Source organism: Enterococcus sp. (assembly GCF_032555305.1).
In the GTDB taxonomy this organism is placed as follows: domain Bacteria; phylum Bacillota; class Bacilli; order Lactobacillales; family Enterococcaceae; genus Enterococcus_A.
In genome coordinates, this window is sequence record NZ_JAWGOQ010000004.1 from 180,784 (window position 1) to 197,672 (window position 16,889).

Genomic DNA, 16,889 nt, shown 5'->3' on the forward strand with positions numbered 1-16,889 from the left:
ATGCGAGCCCATATCATCAGTTAATTATTTTACATGAAACGTTGTTAAAAATACAGTTCTTTTGGAAAAAGCCGCCAAAAATCAATTGACTTTTAAGAATTATTCAGCTTTACCGCCGTTTTTCTTAATGATTTCTTCTTGAACTGATTTCGGTACATCTTCATAGTGGTCAAAGACCATCATGAATGTCCCGCGTCCTTGAGTAGAAGAACGAAGCGTAGTTGCGTAACCAAACATTTCAGCTAACGGTACAATTGCGTTAACGATTTGTGAGTTACCATGTGCTTCCATACCTTCAACACGACCACGACGAGCAGTCACGTGACCCATAACATCACCTAAGTAATCTTCTGGAACAGTAATCGTAACTTTCATCATTGGTTCAAGGATTGATGGGCTAGCTTTCTTCGCAGCAGCACGTAACGCCATAGAAGCAGCTACACGGAAGGCCGTTTCATTTGAATCGACATCATGGTATGAACCATCATAAAGCTTCGCTTTGATATCGACTAATGGATAACCAGCTAATACACCGTTCGCCATTGCGTCTTCTAATCCTTTTTCAACTGCTGGGATGTATTCACGAGGAACCACACCACCGACGATTGCGTTTTCGAATTCGAAGCCAGCACCTTCTTCGTTTGGTGTAAATTCGATCCATACGTGACCGTATTGACCTTTACCACCAGACTGACGTACAAACTTACCTTCTGCATTAGTAGCAGCACGGAATGTTTCACGATAAGATACTTGAGGCGCACCAACATTAGCGTCCACTTTAAACTCACGACGCATACGGTCAACCAATACGTCCAAGTGAAGTTCACCCATACCAGCGATTACAGTTTCGCCAGTTTCAACGTTTGTTTCAACGCGGAATGAAGGATCTTCTTCAGCAAGTTTTTGTAAAGCAATACCCATTTTATCTTGGTCAGCTTTTGATTTAGGTTCAACAGCAACTTCGATAACTGGATCAGGGAATTCGATTGATTCAAGGATAACTGGTGATTTTTCATCACACAAGGTATCCCCTGTTGTTGTATCTTTCAATCCAACAGCAGCAGCGATATCACCTGAATAAACCGTATCGATTTCTTTACGAGTATTCGCGTGCATTTGCAGGATACGTCCAATACGTTCACGTTTGCCTTTAGAGGCATTTAGCACGTACGAACCAGAGTTTAGAATACCTGAGTAAACACGGAAGAATGTCAGACGACCTACGAATGGGTCAGTCATAACTTTAAACGCAAGTGATGAGAATGGAGCTGAATCATCAGCTGGACGTTCAGTTTCTTCGTCTGTTTTAGGATCAAAACCTTTGATTGCAGGTACATCAGTTGGCGCTGGAAGATAGTCAATGACTGCATCCAACATCAATTGAACCCCTTTATTCTTGAAGGCTGAACCACATAGTACTGGGTAGAAGTCTACTGCTAGAGTTGCGTTACGGATACCTGCTTTCAATTCTTCTTCAGTGATTTCTTCACCTTCCAAGAATTTCATCATTAGGTCTTCATCAGTGTCAGCAACTGCTTCAACTAATTTTTCACGCCATTCTTCAGCTTGTTCTTGATATTCAGCAGGAATTTCAGTTTCTTGAATTTCCGTACCTAAATCGTTTGTATAGATTTCAGCTTTCATTTTGACTAAGTCAATGATTCCAGTGAAATCGTCTTCCGCACCAATTGGTAATTGGATTGGATGAGCATTCGCTTGCAAACGATCATGTAAAGTGCTTACTGAATAAAGGAAGTCTGCACCAATTTTGTCCATTTTGTTACAGAATACGATACGTGGAACACGGTATTCTGTTGCTTGACGCCAAACAGTTTCTGTTTGTGGTTCTACACCTGATTGTGAGTCCAAAACAGTTACTGCACCGTCAAGTACACGTAATGAACGTTGAACTTCGATTGTGAAATCCACGTGTCCTGGGGTATCAATGATGTTTACGCGGTGACCCTTCCATTGCGCTGTAGTAGCGGCAGAAGTGATCGTGATACCACGTTCTTGTTCTTGTTCCATCCAGTCCATTTGAGAAGCGCCTTCGTGGGTTTCTCCAATTTTATGGATTTTACCAGTGTAGTATAATACACGCTCTGTTGTTGTTGTTTTACCAGCGTCAACGTGAGCCATGATACCGATATTACGGGTGTTTTCTAGAGAAAATTCTCTTGCCATTTCTTAGTTTGCTCCTCTCTTAAATTAAATTTAGCGTTGTTTGGTCAGAATTCCGTTGAACTTCGTCAATAGAAAAAATCTTACCAACGATAATGAGCAAATGCACGGTTGGCTTCCGCCATTTTGTGTGTATCTTCGCGTTTTTTCACAGAAGCACCAGTGTTGTTAGCAGCATCCATGATTTCTTTCGCTAAGCGTTCTTCCATTGTATGTTCGCCGCGTAAACGAGCGAAGTTTACAACCCAACGCAATCCTAAAGTAGTACGACGTTCTGGACGTACTTCAACGGGTACTTGATAGTTAGAACCCCCAACACGGCGAGCTTTAACTTCTAATACAGGCATGATGTTTTCCATTGCTTGTTCAAAAACTTCCAATGGATCATTCCCTGTTGATTCTTTGATTGTGCTAAAAGCGTTGTATACGATATTTGAAGCAGTACCACGTTTGCCGTCAACCATTACACGGTTGATTAAACGAGTTACTAACTTAGAGTTATACATAGGATCTGGCAAAACATCACGTTTCGCAGTAGTTCCTTTACGAGTCATACGTAACTCCTCCTTCCGAAAATATGTCTTATCTATTCGTTTGATTAAGCTTTAGGTTTTTTAGTACCGTATTTAGAACGGCTTTGTTTACGATCGTTTACACCGGCAGTATCTAGTGCGCCACGAACGATATGGTAACGTACCCCTGGTAAGTCTTTTACACGACCACCACGTAATAGAACAACACTGTGTTCTTGTAGGTTATGGCCGATACCTGGAATATAAGCTGTTACTTCGATCAAGTTTGACAAACGAACACGAGCATATTTACGCAATGCTGAGTTGGGTTTCTTAGGTGTCATAGTCCCCACACGTGTACAAACTCCACGTTTTTGTGGTGAGTTCACGTTTGTTTGAGCTTTTTTAAAGCTATTATATCCTTTGTTCAATGCTGGTGAATTTGATTTTTCCACCTTTGATTTACGAGGTTTACGTACTAATTGATTAATTGTAGGCATTCCTTGTTTCCTCCTTCCTCGATTCACTGTCTAGTACCACACATCCTGGTGGTTCTTTTTCAGCGATAAAAAATAATGCATCCCTGCATTCTCTATCAAGCGTACTTCGACACAGTCAGCACGTCTCTGTCGAGAGACCTGTTCACAAAGCACCTTTGATAGCATACCATGATTGATTTTAGCTGTCAACAAACTATCTAGAGTTTTTTTCTGCTTTTATTTATAGGTCAGATTTTTTCAAAATCACTTAAAATAAAAAAATTCTTATTTCAAATAAAATCGTGATACTTTATTTAATCGGCAACCAATAAAACGCCTTCATCTTTTTGGTCTTTTTTACTTAAAAGGCTATCTTTTTTCTTTTATTGCGATTACAATGGACGTAACTTAGCAGAAGGTGGGAATTTTCAATGAATTTGAAAGAGTTAGTTGGGATCGAAGCAGCAAAATTTGTCAAGGACGGCATGGTCGTCGGATTAGGAACTGGATCAACAGCCTACTATTTAGTAAAGGAATTAGGTCGGCGCGTGAATGAAGAAGGTTTAAAGATTACAGGCGTCGTGACTTCTTCAAAAACCGAAGAACAAGCTAAAGAACTAGGGATTCCTTTGAAAGCAATCGACGATGTAGAATCGGTTGACCTTACTATTGATGGTGCTGATGAAATCAGCGATGATTTCCAAGGAATCAAGGGCGGAGGTGCTGCACTGCTTTTCGAGAAAGTGGTAGCTACCTATTCAAAAGATTGTATTTGGATCGTAGACGAAAGTAAAATGGTGAGTAAATTAGGTAAGTTCCCTTTGCCAGTTGAAGTCGTACCATTCGGCAGCCATAATGTTTTCCGTCTATTTGAAGCAAAAGGCTACAATCCAACATGGCGAATGACCGATTCAAATGAACTTTTAACGACAGACGGCGGGCATCACATCATCGATCTGCACTTGGAGGTCATCGAAGACCCCCGTGCATTAGCAGCAGAACTGGATACGTGTGTTGGTGTCGTCGAACACGGATTGTTCATCGATATGATTTCACGTGCAATCGTCGGTACTCCTGAAGGACCAAAAATCTTAGAGGTTCCAGCAAAATAATTTCATAAAAATCCCTTTAAAGCTTGTGTTTTGATAAAAAACACACTCAATTTAATGGAAATCACGGCAGAAACATTGTACAATGATTCAGGAATTGAAAATTTCAGAAATTTCAAAAGGAGAGAATGTTATGCCAAAATTAGTTTTTTCTCGTCACGGCTTAAGTGAATGGAACAAATTGAACCAATTTACAGGCTGGGCGGACGTTGATTTGGCTCCAGAAGGTGTCGAAGAAGCAAAAGAAGGCGGCCGTAAAATCAAAGAAGCAGGAATTGAATTTGATGTAGCTTACACATCTGTTTTAACTCGTGCGATCAAAACCTGTGACTATATCTTAGAGTATTCTGATCAACTTTGGGTGCCAACTGTAAAATCTTGGCGCTTAAACGAACGTCACTATGGTAAATTACAAGGATTGAACAAGAAAGAAACCGCTGAAAAATACGGTGACGAACAAGTTCACATCTGGCGCCGTTCATACGACGTTTTACCTCCATTAATGGAAGCAACTGACGAAGGCTCAGCAGCTCAAGATCGTCGTTACTCAATGTTAGACCCTCGCGACATTCCTGGGGGCGAAAACTTGAAGGTTACTTTAGAACGTGCATTACCTTTCTGGCAAGACGAAATCGCTCCTGCTTTGAAAGATGGCAAAACTGTTTTAGTAGCTGCTCATGGTAACTCACTACGTGCATTGGCTAAACACATCGAAGGTATTTCTGATGCAGATATCATGGACTTAGAAATCCCAACAGGTCAACCACTTGTTTATGACTTGAACGATGACTTAACAGTTGCTAAAAAATACTACTTATAAAATTGTAAAATTTTTCCCGGCTCAGTAATGAACCGGGATTTTTTTTGCTAGTACTACTTTGCCCTAAAGTACAAAGTAGTAGAATCGTTTGTGTAGCGAAATCGGGCTCATTTTTAACTCTTTGGAAAAATGATTCATAAAAAAAATCTGTCGACACATCCGGCGGTTTAATTGATGATCTTGTCATCACTGGTGTTGATATCCGCCAGACGTTTCTTCCAATCTGCTCGTTCTGCATCAGTCAAAGCTTTATAATCAGTTACGCGAGCAACGATCTTCAAAGGGTGAGTACTCCGGTAAGATTTTGTCGGATTTCCGGGAAATTTTTTATCCGTCACATTCGGATCATCTTCAAATTCCCCCGTAGGTTCAACTAGATAGACATACTCTTCGCCCTCTCCCTGCGCGAGAGCGGCTGCTAATCCAGCACCATCCTTCAAAGCGGTGAAATAGATATGATTCATTACCACATTCGGCCGATAATTTGAATGATGTCCAGCAGTAAGATAGTCTCCTACCTCCAGTTTGACTTTTGTTCCATGATAAAAAGGCCCGCTTGTATCTTCTTTATTCATATTTTCCACTCCTCAACAAAATCCTTAATTAGTGTTTACTCATAGTACAACTAATCTTTATGTATGAACAGAAAAAGACCAATCAGTCTTGTTTCAGCGAAAAACACAAAAAAAGCAGCCAGATTAAAAGTGCCTAAGCACTAATTCCAACTGCGTTTATTAATGATGCGGCCGAGAAGACTCGAACTTCCACGGTATTGCTACCACTAGCGCCTGAAGCTAGCGCGTCTGCCAATTCCGCCACGACCGCAAAAATAACTACTTTTCTATTCTAGCACAAAAAGAAAAAAATGGTGAAATAATCGTATAGCTTATACTAAAAAGAACCGGGGATGCTCTCACCCCCGTCCCTTTAATCATGATTTAAAAAGCTAGCTACCTTAGTGGCAATCAAATCGATTGCTACATGGTTCTCGCCGCCTTCCGGCACGATGATATCTGCATAACGCTTAGTCGGTTCGATAAACTGGTGGTACATCGGTTTTACTACCGTCAAATATTGGTCAATGATTGATTCCAAAGTACGACCGCGTTCATTCATATCACGTTTAATCCGGCGAATGATACGTGTATCATCATCAGTGTCTACATATATTTTGATATCCATCAAATCACGCAAGCGTTGATCTTCTAAAATCAAGATACCTTCCAAGATGATAACTTCTTTCGGCTCTTGTACATAAATTTCTTCACTGCGCGTATGAGCTACATAGTCATAGATAGGCACTTCTACTGATTGATAATGAACCAAATCCTTTAGATGTTCAATCAATAAATCCGTATCAAACGCAAAAGGATGGTCGTAATTCGTTTCTAATCGTTCTTCAAAGCTGATATTGCTTTGGTCCTTATAGTAAGAATCGTGTTCCAGCATCATGATCGAATGATCGGGAAACCGATTGTAGATCGCGCGGCTGACACTCGTTTTTCCACTTCCTGAACCGCCCGTTACACCAATAATGATCGGCTTGTTTTTCATGCAAATAAAACCTCTTTCGTTTTTCATTAGTCCTATTATAGCGAAACACTGTCAAATTGCTATAAAAAACTTATAATTCTTCTAAAATATGATAGAGGTCGGTTAATTCTTTAATCTGATATGTCGGTTTGATCTCTTTGGCTTCTTTTTCTTGCGGGTTCATCCAGATCGTATCAATACCAGCTATCTGCCCACCTTTGATGTCAGAAGTCAGCGAATCTCCAATAATCACTGTTTTCTCTTTATCCAAACGCGGGATTTCTGCAAAAACGATATCAAAAAATTCCTTCATCGGTTTATGGACACCCATTTCTTCGGAAATAAAGAATTTTTTGAAATAGGGCGCTAAGCCTGATTTTGTCAATCGTTGATGCTGGGTTGCGGACACCCCATTAGTCACTACATACAGATCGTTCTTTTGGCTTAGATTTTCGACGACTTCTAAGCTGTTCGAAATCAGCTGATGCCCTTGATTCAAATAGTGACGATAGCGTGCTTCTGTTTTTGGCCCGTCTACCTCTTGTTCATATTGTTCAAAAAACAAGCGGAAGCGATTGTCTAATAATTCTTGACGCGAAAGCAGGCCAGCTTCGTGATCACGCCAGAAACTCTGGTTCATTTTTTTATAATTATTTTTTACTGATAAAGAAGGCTCTACCCCCATGTCTTGAAATAACCAGCTCAAGGCTTGTTCTTCTGCTGCTTTAAAATCTAGCAGAGTATCGTCAATATCAAATAAAATCGTCTCGTATCCCATCTTCAAACCTTCTATCTAAAATATGATTTTAATCGTTGGAGTTCAGCAGGCGTCACCGACCGATACTCACCTTCTGCTAAATCCTCCGGCAATTCTAACGGTCCCATCGTGAGACGCGTCAACTTCGTTACTTTTTTACCGCAAGCCAAAAACATTTTTTTGACTTGATGGAATTTTCCTTCTTTGATCGTTAACAAAACTTCTGAGTATTTCGGCTCAGAGCTTACAATTTCCAGCTGAGCAGGCTGACAGCGAATCCCTCCGTGGAAAACGATTCCTTTTGCAAAAGCAGTGACATCATCATCCGTGACCCGTTCGTTGACTGTCACACGATAAGTCTTTGAAACCTTAGAACCCGGCTGCAAAAGATCGTAACCTAATTGTCCATTATCAGTCAATAACAACAAACCCGTTGTATCACGATCTAAACGACCAACCGGATACAAATGTGCCGGACGTTCATCAGCTGCTATCAAATCGGTTGCAGTCTGAAATTTTATATCTTTTTTCGCTGTTACGACCCCATTTGGTTTATTCAATAAGTAATACACATGATTCGTCTGCAATTTCTGCTCTTCCACTCGAATATCATGTAACTGGCTATCGACATTACGCTGTGGATTCAACTCGACTACACCATCAACGAAAACCTTCTTCATCAGAAATAAACGTTTCATCTCTTTTCGTGTTGTCTTCAAATTTTGTTCAATCACTTTGTCTAACCGCATCATGAAACTCCTTTAAAATCTGTCGGACTCATTATACCCAATTTCAAAAAAAGACAAAACCCTCAAGCTCCGTCTTTATCCTTTTATTCACCTTTGGAAGTAAAGGCAACATCATCAAGGCTGGTCATTGATGCAAATTTACTATCATAAAGTCTGATCGCCAATTTGAATTCTTGTTCATGATATAGTTTTCTGTACGACTATTTTCCATTTTAATAAATTATTGACTCCTGGTAGGATGGTACTACCCAGAACGTTTTTAACGGATAGTTTGTTCCCATCCAAATAGAAGTCGGCGTTTATACTTGCATTTTGATTAGATAAGTCCTAGAATTTAATTATACGAGTCAGAGATTCGTATGATTAAGTGAATCGACACTCCGGTGTCAAAGGTTTCTCATACACAGCGTTATGACCTGGTAGAGAAAGTTGAACGTAGACTTTTTTTGGACAGTTGTGTAGACGACTGTCTTTTTGCGTTTTTTCGCAAAGCCATTGTGCTGAGAATAACCCGTCACTTAAATAAAATCTGTCTGAAAACCACAGGCAGTCACATTTTAAGGAGGAATTTGGTTATGGCAGTATCATTGAAAGTAGAAGAAAGAGCAACACGTCCCCGTTCCATTCGCAACAAATTACGTCACGAAGGAAAAGTTCCAGCAGTCGTTAATGGGTATCAGGTTGAAAGCACACCTATCTCAATCGACGAACGTGAATTTTCAGCGTTACTGCGTGAAAATGGAGCGAATACCGTTTTTGCTATCGAAATCGGCGGTAAGAAAGTAAACACGTTATTGCGTGAAACACAGATGGATACCTTTACTCATCGTTTGACGCACATTGAATTATTATCTGTAAACATGTCTGAAGAAACAGAAGCTGAAACAGAAATCAACTTAGTTGGTGAATCTACTGGTGTGAAAGCTGGTGGTGTATTAACTCAAACACTTTATACAGCAACCGTTTCTGCAACACCTGAAAAATTACCAGAAGGTATTGATGTTGATATCTCTGGATTAGAAATTGGTCAGTCAATCTCAATCGGTGATCTTCCTAAGAACGATGATTATTCAATCGTTACTGATGCTGAAGAACAAATCGTCGCTGTCCAAGAAGCACAAGAACTTCCTGAAGAAGACGAAGTTACTGAAGGCGCAGAACCAGAAGTGATCGGCGAATCAACAGAAGAATAAAAATTTAACGAGGAGTGCCGCTTTTTGCGACACTTCTTTTTTCTTTTATATAGACCATCCCGACTTTAAATTCATAGATTTTTTACTTTTTCTTAGATAACAAGCGCTAAGAGTGGTTTTTTCTGTAAAAAAGAATTACAATTAGTCACTACAAAGCTTACTTGTACTTTAAGTAAGTGATTCCAACTAAAGGAGGAAAAATCTATGTTTGAAACATTTGATTCAAAAAAAAGTCGTTATGCCTCTGTCGGTGTGGTGTCCAGCTTGCCAGGCGAGCTGATTGATAGTATCTGGTATATCATTGACCTAGACTTAAAGGGATTAGTCCCATTAGACAATATCTTAAGTTTTGATTTGATCAATAATGATGGTCGTGTCACGATGCACTTCTCTCAAGAAGGCAGCGAAGTTGAAATGGGGATCGATTTGCCATTCGGATTTTCTTACGATTTTCCGCAAGAAGTCTACGCTTATGATGATGGAAATCGTCAAACCATTTTATTACCAAATGAGATTCGTCAACGCTAATCCCAAACTCACGAGACAACCTTTCTTAAGGGTTGTCTTTTTTTCTTAACTTTTTGTCCAAGACACTTGCTTTCAGAAAATATTGTGGTAATATCAATCAGAAAATTTTATTAGAAAGCAGGAAAAAGATGAAAGAACTGACTCGAGGAAATCCGGCAAAGCTGATTATTTTATTCGCCTTGCCTTTGTTTGTAGGAAATGTTTTTCAGCAATTTTACAGTATGGTTGATATGTTAGTCGTTGGTCAGACATTAGGAAAAGATGCTCTGGCAGCTGTTGGGGCTACTAGCAGTGTCAGCTTTTTAATTATTGGTTTTGCACAGGGGTTAACTTCTGGGCTCTCGATTATTACTGCTCAGCGCTTTGGTGCCAAAGATGCTCAAGGTGTGCGAAAAAGTTTCGCCACTTCGATTATCATCAGCCTTGGTGTCACGATTGTCTTAACGGCTTTGAGCTTGTTATTCTTACGTCCGTTACTATTGCTTATGCAGACGCCTCCCGAATTATTAGATCAAGCACAAGAATTCATCTCGATTCTTTTAGGCGGGATTTTCGCTTCGATGGCTTTTAATCTTTTATCCAACATGGTCCGTGCGCTAGGCGATAGCCGTACCCCACTATTCTTTCTAGCTTTTGCTGTGGTTATCAATGTTGTCTTAGATCTAGTCTTTATCATTTATTTTCATATGGGGGTTGCTGGTGCGGGATTTGCGACAGTCATCGCTCAAGTTGCTGCAAGTTTGATGTGTGTTTGGTTTATCCGGAAAAAAATTCCTTTATTGCAGATCAGCCGCAAGCATTTTTCTTTGGATAAAGAGGATTTACGCGTTCATTTGAATTCGGCATTGCCTATTGGTTTTCAATCATCAATCATCGCCATCGGTGCTGTAATTTTACAGTCGGCATTGAATACCTTAGGAACAGATGTTGTTGCCGCCCAGACCACTGCAAGCCGAATTGATCAGTTGGCGATTTTACCAATGATGTCGTTTGGGATCACAATGGCGACCTTTACTGCCCAGAATTTCGGCGCAAAAGAATATGGTCGAATCTTGCTTGGCGTGAAGCAATGTTTGATGATGAGTGGTGCCTTCAGTATTTTTGTAGGACTTTTAGTAATTACATGCGGTCATTATTTCGTAGCTCTTTTTGTAAATCCTAGTGAAGTACAAGTGTTTCAATTAACTCAAACGTATTTTGTGATTAACGGTTCCTTGTATTGGGTTCTAGCGATATTATTTATCCTTCGCTATACCCTGCAGGGATTAGGGCAAGCAAAAATCCCGACGATCGCCGGGATTATGGAACTCGTTATGCGCTCATTCGCTGCTATCATTTTGACTCATGCCTTTGGCTTTGCTGGAGCGGCTTTTGCCTCACCTCTGGCATGGATGGGATCAACAGCAGTCTTACTGACTTCATATTTCAAAGCCATGCGTCACTTAAAAAAATTAGATCAGGAACAACAAGTACAATTGGAATTAAAGAGTGAGGCCTAGGCCTCACTCTTTTGCTAACTGATAGTACACATCAAACATATCCTGTGAAAATCCTGAAGTAAATTCTCTTGTTGTATCAACGATCTGATTGCATCTGGAAAAATAGAGGTGAAAATAAATCTGCGAATCATCCTCTAGTATCCGTGCAACCGCCGAAGCATAATTCGTAATCATCATTTCTTTAATCGTTTCATCTGACTCGCCAAAAATACCTACAAAATCCAATCCGCATTCAACAAAATAGAGCTCTACATCAATCAGCGCTCGCTGATTTTGACAAGTTCTGCGAAATTTCCGCAATAACTCTTTCGCCTTTACTAAAGTACGATCAACCTCTCCATGCGGAAAAAAGGCTTTTTCCAATTTTTGGTTTGTAGCTTGTGCTAGCTGCATCCCGTAATCATCACCTAAAAATCGTGTATCTACGATTTGTTGAGCAACTTCTGAGTGTTTATACAGCTCACAAATTAAATTCCTCAATTGTTCTTCATCCGCTTCACCCAGCTTTTCTCGTAATCCCGAAATTGTCATCTCCATTTCGCAACCCTCACCTTCGCTGTTTTTTAATCTTAATTTAACTTATTTCCAATAAAAAAGAAAGAGCTTTTGGCATTTCTTTCCGCCAAAAACTCCTTCAATGAATAAATTATTTGGTAAAGGCTGGATAAAATTATCCTCTTCGCTCTTTAAGCCATGTTTTCCTTGTTTCGCCAACGATCAATGGAACCGTCTCATAAGTTACTTCACTATATTCGATTCCGAACCAGCGTTCCGGAGTTACAGTATGATGCTTGATCGCAAGGCGTGCCTGCATAACTTGCCGATCCCATTTGTCCAATTTCGTCATATTCGATAACACTTCTTGGATCATCACAAAACGGAAATCACCAACCTGTCGCCCAGGCGTTAACGAATAGTGCTGCGGTTGTTTTGGCAATCGTCCCTGTTTCATTAAATCATGGATGATTTGTCGCAAATAAACATTTACGTCTTGAGAGATTCGGAAGCCCAGATAAAGTTTTACTTTTACAATAAAGTCTGTACCCATCATATCAATACTATATTCCTCAGTGTAGGGTTCATCGGTTACTTCCACATTCACGAACCAATAAACTTTTGCCCGTTTCAAACGCTTATCCAAAATCGAATAAATAAATTGTTGCGGGATTGCGTCTCCATCTAAACGCGGAACCAAGAAAACGACATTGGTTTGATAATAAGGAATCTTGTCATCGTCGTGCAACTCTTGCAATTGCGGCAGATAGTCTTTGAAATTCACATCTTGACTTGTATTTTCCTGCACTCGATTACTGCGATACCAAATATACATGACACTTAAGATTAAGAGTGCCATCGCCACCGCAACAAAGCCGCCGTGGAAAAATTTCGTAACACTCGAAATAAAGAAGAAGCCTTCCAACGTTCCAAAGAAAACGAGCATAAGAGCAGCTAAAAATCGCGATGTCCCATTTTGCAATAAATAATGATACAAAAGGAACGTTGTCATCAACATCGTTACGGTAATCGACAGCCCGTAAGCTGCTTCCATATGGCTAGACGTGCGGAAGGTCAAAACGATCAATGAACATGCTGCCCATAAAATCATATTGATTGCCGGAATATACATTTGCCCGATGCTTTTCCCAGGGTAGATAATCCGCATTCTTGGCAGCAATTTCAGTTTGATCGCCTCTGAAACTAACGTAAACGAACCGGAAATCAATGCCTGTGATGCAATCACCGCAGCGATCGTCGCAAACACCACACCGAAAATCATCCAGCCATCAGGTAAAATCTGGAAGAAAGGATTCAAGTTTTCGATCCCTTCGATCGAAGCATTTCCTTTAACATGTAAGATCCATGCCGCTTGACCAGCATAATTCAACATTAAGCAAAGCAGTACATATGGCCAACTGATATGGATATTTTTCTTTCCTACATGCCCCATGTCAGAATACAAGGCTTCTGCACCAGTCGTCGCTAGGAAAATACTGCCTAAGATAAAGATCCCCATCTTGTTATCTGGATTAAATAATAAATGAATCGCGTAATAAGGATTCAAGGCTCTGATCACACTGAAATCATAAGGAATGTTCAGTAGACCCATCAATCCTAAAAATGTGAACCATAAAAACATGATCGGACCAAAAGCCTTACCGACAAAATCCGTTCCAAAGCGTTGAATTAAAAATAAAAATAGCAGAATCACTAGAGTTATCATCACAATGACGTTTTGATTGTTGCCAAATTTTTGATAAAAATCTGGAATTCCTCTTAGCCCTTCAATTGCGGTCGTGACTGTTACCGCTGGCGTAAGCACTCCATCGGCCAGCAGGGCGGCTCCGCCGATCATCGCTGGTACGATCAAATATTTTCCACCTTTACGGACCAACGTATATAAAGAGAAAATCCCTCCCTCACCGTGATTATCAGCCCTTAACGCAATCAATACATATTTGACTGTCGTTAAAAGCATAACGGTCCAAAAAACCAACGAGACTGCGCCAAGCACAAAATCTTGAGTAACGGTACTCAGTCCGCCGTTTTCTTCTAAAATAGCCTTCATTACATACAACGGGCTTGTTCCGATATCGCCATAAACAACGCCCATTGCAATCAACAGCCCTGCTGCTGAAAGCTTTTTAGTATGATCTTTTTTCTTTTCCATCTCGCACACTCCTGTTACAGCATCTGCTGAATCGGTATTGATTATTTATTTAAAAAGTTTTAGGCAGCTTCATTTAATAAGCCATTTTCGTACACATACGATTTCTCTAATCACGCTGAAGCGCGAAGAGAAACTCGCAATCGACTTAAGGTATTAATGATTATAAATTTTTTACAAAATTTATACCTATCTTCGTCGATATATCATTCTGCTATACAGCTGGTTCGATAAAATCTCCTAAGAAATAATATGTTAAACACAAACTAAACAAACTGCAAAAAGCAGAACTGACAGTTAGCTCAATCTAGATGACCTTATTTTTCCAAAAACAGGAAAAATAATACTATTTTCGTACACATACGATTTCTCTAATCGCGCTGAGACGCGAAGAGAAACTCGCAAAAAAGACCTAAACAACAGTTTTCACTATTGTTTAGGTCTGGCAAATTATCTCTTAGACCAGCGCTGCGCACTAGTTGTTGATCTAAAAGCATAGAGACTGCTCTATGTCGCTACTCCCCTAAAACTTACTCGTATTATCTAGTTTACGGAGAGAATTGTCAAAGAATACCCTCACGGATCAACTATTTTTCTTCTTTTTTGCTTTCTTCATCTTTCAACATTGCTTTACGAGAAGCATTCACACGACCTTGACGATCGATTTCTGTTACTTTAACTAGAACTTCATCGCCTAATTTTAAGATGTCTTCAACTTTGTTGACACGTTCTTTAGCAAGCTGTGAAATGTGGACCAAAGCATCTTTGCCCTTGATCAAATTCACGAAAGCACCAAATTTTTCAATACGAACGACTTTACCTAAGTAAACTTCGCCGACTTTGACTTCTTTAGTCAATTCTTCGATGATCTTGATCGCTTTCTTAATCATATCTGCATCAGATGAAGCGATGCTAACGTTACCTTCTTGATCAATGTCGATCTTCACGCCAGTCTCTTCAATGATTCCGTTGATTGTGTCGCCTCCTTTACCGATGACTGTTTTGATCTTATCTGGATCGATTTGAATCATTTCAATCTTCGGTGCATATGGGCTTAATTCTTCACGTGGTGCAGCGATTGTGTCCGTTAAGACTTCCAAGATTTCCATTCGTGCTTGTTTCGCTTGCGTCAACGCTTCAGAAAGGATTTGTTCAGTGATTCCTTGGATCTTGATATCCATTTGCAAAGCAGTGATTCCGTCTTTTGTTCCGGCAACCTTAAAGTCCATGTCACCAAGGTGATCTTCCAAGCCTTGGATATCCGTTAAGATGGTGTAGTTTTCGCCATCAGATACAAGACCCATAGCAATCCCAGCTACTGGTGCTTTGATTGGTACACCAGCATCCATCAATGCCAAAGTACCAGCACAGATACTTGCTTGCGAAGAAGATCCATTTGATTCCAATACTTCCGCAACTAAACGAATTGTATAAGGGAAGTCTTCTTCACTTGGGATGATTTGTGCTAGTGCACGTTCACCCAATGCTCCATGTCCAATTTCACGACGACCTGGAGAACCAGCGCGTCCTGTAGAACCAACAGAGAATTGCGGGAAGTTGTAATGATGGATGAATCGTTTGCTTTCAACTGATCCTAACCCATCAATAATTTGATGTTCCCCTAAAGGTGCTAATGTACAAGCTGATAATGCTTGTGTTTGTCCTCGTGTAAACAGACCTGAACCGTGAACACGCGGTAAGACACCAGTTTCAGCATCTAACGGACGAATCTCGTCTAATTTACGACCATCAGGACGAATTTTATCAATTGTAATCAATTCGCGAACGACGTCTTTTTCAAGATCTTCGGCGATTTGTTTTACTTCCTTCGTTAGTTGCGCTTCCTCTTCATGATCCGCAAACTTTTCAGCGTAGACTTCTTTAACTGTTTCTTTGACTTTTTCGATCTCGTCTTCACGAGCCAATTTATCCATCGTCATTACGGCTGTTTTCATTGTTTCGTAGTAGCCGTCGAAGATTTCTTTTTTCAAGTCTGCATCCACTTGTAATAAAGAAACTTCCATTTTTTCTTTGCCGACTGCAGCAACAATCTCAGATTGGAAAGCAACCATTTCCTTAATTGCGTCGAAACCGAATAATAACGCGCCTAGCATATCTTCTTCTGAAACTTCTTTTGCCCCAGATTCAACCATGTTGATGGCTTGTTTTGTACCGGCAACTGTTAAGTCAATGTCTGAAGCTTCATGTTGTTCCACTGTTGGGTTCAACACGTATTCTCCGTTTACACGACCTACATCAACACCTGCGATTGGTCCATCAAATGGAATATCGGAAATTGCTAACGCTAATGAAGAACCAAACATTGCTGCCATTGCTGGTGAGCAATCTTGTTCCACACTCATGACGAAGTTCGTTACTTGAACTTCATTACGGAAACCTTCAGCAAACATTGGACGAATTGGGCGGTCAATCAAGCGAGCTGTAAGAGTCGCTTCTGTACTTGGACGGCCTTCACGTTTAATGAAGCCACCAGGGATTTTCCCTACCGCATACATTTTTTCTTCATAGTTGATGGTTAATGGGAAAAAGTCGGTATCTTTTGCTTCTTTTGAGGCAACTGCTGCACTCAATACAACAGTATCGCCATAACGAACTAAAACTGCGCCATTGGCTTGTTTCGCAAGCTGACCGATTTCAACTTGCAGAGGGCGCCCGCCCCAAGTGGTTTTAAAAACTTGTTTTTCTGACATAACTTCTCCTTTTCCCTTTGACCAGTGCGACGCTACTAAACAAATGGAAACAGCGAAATACTTCGCTTCTTGCATTTGGTTAGTAGAGTGACAACACGCTAATCAAAGGTCTTTTATTTTTCCGAGAAAACCTCGGTGTAAGATTAACTTAGA

General features: G+C 40.3%; 15 protein-coding genes and 1 tRNA gene. 5 read left to right on the forward strand and 11 right to left on the reverse strand.

The features are described from left to right. Positions 1-99 precede the first annotated feature (99 nt). The 3 genes from fusA to rpsL form a co-directional block, all read right to left on the reverse strand. Positions 100-2,184, reverse strand: coding sequence for an elongation factor G (gene fusA, locus E6139_RS05180; RefSeq protein ID WP_316401976.1), 2,085 nt, complete (start codon positions 2,182-2,184; stop codon positions 100-102). Positions 2,185-2,264: 80 nt separating this feature from the next. Continuing rightward, positions 2,265-2,735: a 30S ribosomal protein S7 gene (gene rpsG, locus E6139_RS05185; RefSeq protein ID WP_316401977.1), complete on the reverse strand. Its 471-nt coding sequence runs from the start codon at positions 2,733-2,735 to the stop codon at positions 2,265-2,267. Between the two features lie 44 nt (positions 2,736-2,779). After that, the gene (rpsL, locus tag E6139_RS05190) at positions 2,780-3,193 is read right to left on the reverse strand and encodes a 30S ribosomal protein S12 (protein ID WP_010742744.1); all 414 of its coding nucleotides are present in this window, start codon (positions 3,191-3,193) and stop codon (positions 2,780-2,782) included. Between the two features lie 410 nt (positions 3,194-3,603). On the opposite strand from rpsL, the gene rpiA reads away from it, so the two are divergent. Continuing rightward, positions 3,604-4,284, forward strand: a complete 681-nt coding sequence (rpiA, locus tag E6139_RS05195; RefSeq protein WP_316401978.1) for a ribose-5-phosphate isomerase RpiA — start codon at positions 3,604-3,606, stop codon at positions 4,282-4,284. 130 nt (positions 4,285-4,414) lie between these two features. Continuing rightward, complete coding sequence (gpmA, locus tag E6139_RS05200) at positions 4,415-5,101, forward strand: 2,3-diphosphoglycerate-dependent phosphoglycerate mutase (protein WP_316401979.1); 687 nt, start codon at positions 4,415-4,417, stop codon at positions 5,099-5,101. A gap of 167 nt (positions 5,102-5,268) precedes the next feature. Here gpmA and arr read toward each other — a convergent pair whose 3' ends face one another. From arr to E6139_RS05225, 5 genes are all read right to left on the reverse strand, one after another. After that, on the reverse strand, positions 5,269-5,676 hold the full coding sequence (arr, locus tag E6139_RS05205; protein WP_316401980.1) for an NAD(+)--rifampin ADP-ribosyltransferase: 408 nt from the start codon (positions 5,674-5,676) through the stop codon (positions 5,269-5,271). Positions 5,677-5,842: 166 nt separating this feature from the next. Next, positions 5,843-5,926 (reverse strand) — tRNA-Leu (locus E6139_RS05210). A 102-nt stretch (positions 5,927-6,028) separates the two neighbouring features. Then, positions 6,029-6,655, reverse strand: coding sequence for a uridine kinase (udk, locus tag E6139_RS05215; RefSeq protein ID WP_316401981.1), 627 nt, complete (start codon positions 6,653-6,655; stop codon positions 6,029-6,031). A gap of 70 nt (positions 6,656-6,725) precedes the next feature. Next, positions 6,726-7,412, reverse strand: coding sequence for a YjjG family noncanonical pyrimidine nucleotidase (locus tag E6139_RS05220; protein WP_316401983.1), 687 nt, complete (start codon positions 7,410-7,412; stop codon positions 6,726-6,728). A gap of 11 nt (positions 7,413-7,423) precedes the next feature. Further along, the gene (locus E6139_RS05225) at positions 7,424-8,140 is read right to left on the reverse strand and encodes a pseudouridine synthase (protein WP_316401984.1); all 717 of its coding nucleotides are present in this window, start codon (positions 8,138-8,140) and stop codon (positions 7,424-7,426) included. Positions 8,141-8,715: 575 nt separating this feature from the next. Here E6139_RS05225 and E6139_RS05230 point away from each other — a divergent pair. From E6139_RS05230 to E6139_RS05240, 3 genes are all read left to right on the forward strand, one after another. Continuing rightward, a complete protein-coding gene (locus E6139_RS05230; protein ID WP_316401985.1) occupies positions 8,716-9,333 on the forward strand; it encodes a 50S ribosomal protein L25/general stress protein Ctc in 618 nt (205 codons plus the stop codon). A 204-nt stretch (positions 9,334-9,537) separates the two neighbouring features. Next, positions 9,538-9,861 carry a DUF960 domain-containing protein gene (locus E6139_RS05235; RefSeq protein WP_316401986.1) on the forward strand — a complete coding sequence of 108 codons (324 nt, stop codon included), beginning with the start codon at positions 9,538-9,540 and terminating at the stop codon, positions 9,859-9,861. Positions 9,862-9,989: 128 nt separating this feature from the next. Beyond that, positions 9,990-11,360, forward strand: a complete 1,371-nt coding sequence (locus tag E6139_RS05240; RefSeq protein ID WP_316401987.1) for an MATE family efflux transporter — start codon at positions 9,990-9,992, stop codon at positions 11,358-11,360. A 3-nt stretch (positions 11,361-11,363) separates the two neighbouring features. Here E6139_RS05240 and E6139_RS05245 read toward each other — a convergent pair whose 3' ends face one another. From E6139_RS05245 to pnp, 3 genes are all read right to left on the reverse strand, one after another. Beyond that, entirely contained in the window at positions 11,364-11,897 is a 534-nt protein-coding gene (locus E6139_RS05245; RefSeq protein ID WP_316401988.1) for a hypothetical protein, read from the reverse strand. Positions 11,898-12,030: 133 nt separating this feature from the next. Continuing rightward, a complete protein-coding gene (locus E6139_RS05250) occupies positions 12,031-14,028 on the reverse strand; it encodes a KUP/HAK/KT family potassium transporter (RefSeq protein WP_316401989.1) in 1,998 nt (665 codons plus the stop codon). 584 nt (positions 14,029-14,612) lie between these two features. Beyond that, positions 14,613-16,736 (reverse strand): polyribonucleotide nucleotidyltransferase, encoded by a 2,124-nt coding sequence (pnp, locus tag E6139_RS05255; protein WP_316401990.1) that lies wholly within the window; start codon positions 16,734-16,736, stop codon positions 14,613-14,615. Positions 16,737-16,889: the final 153 nt, after the last annotated feature.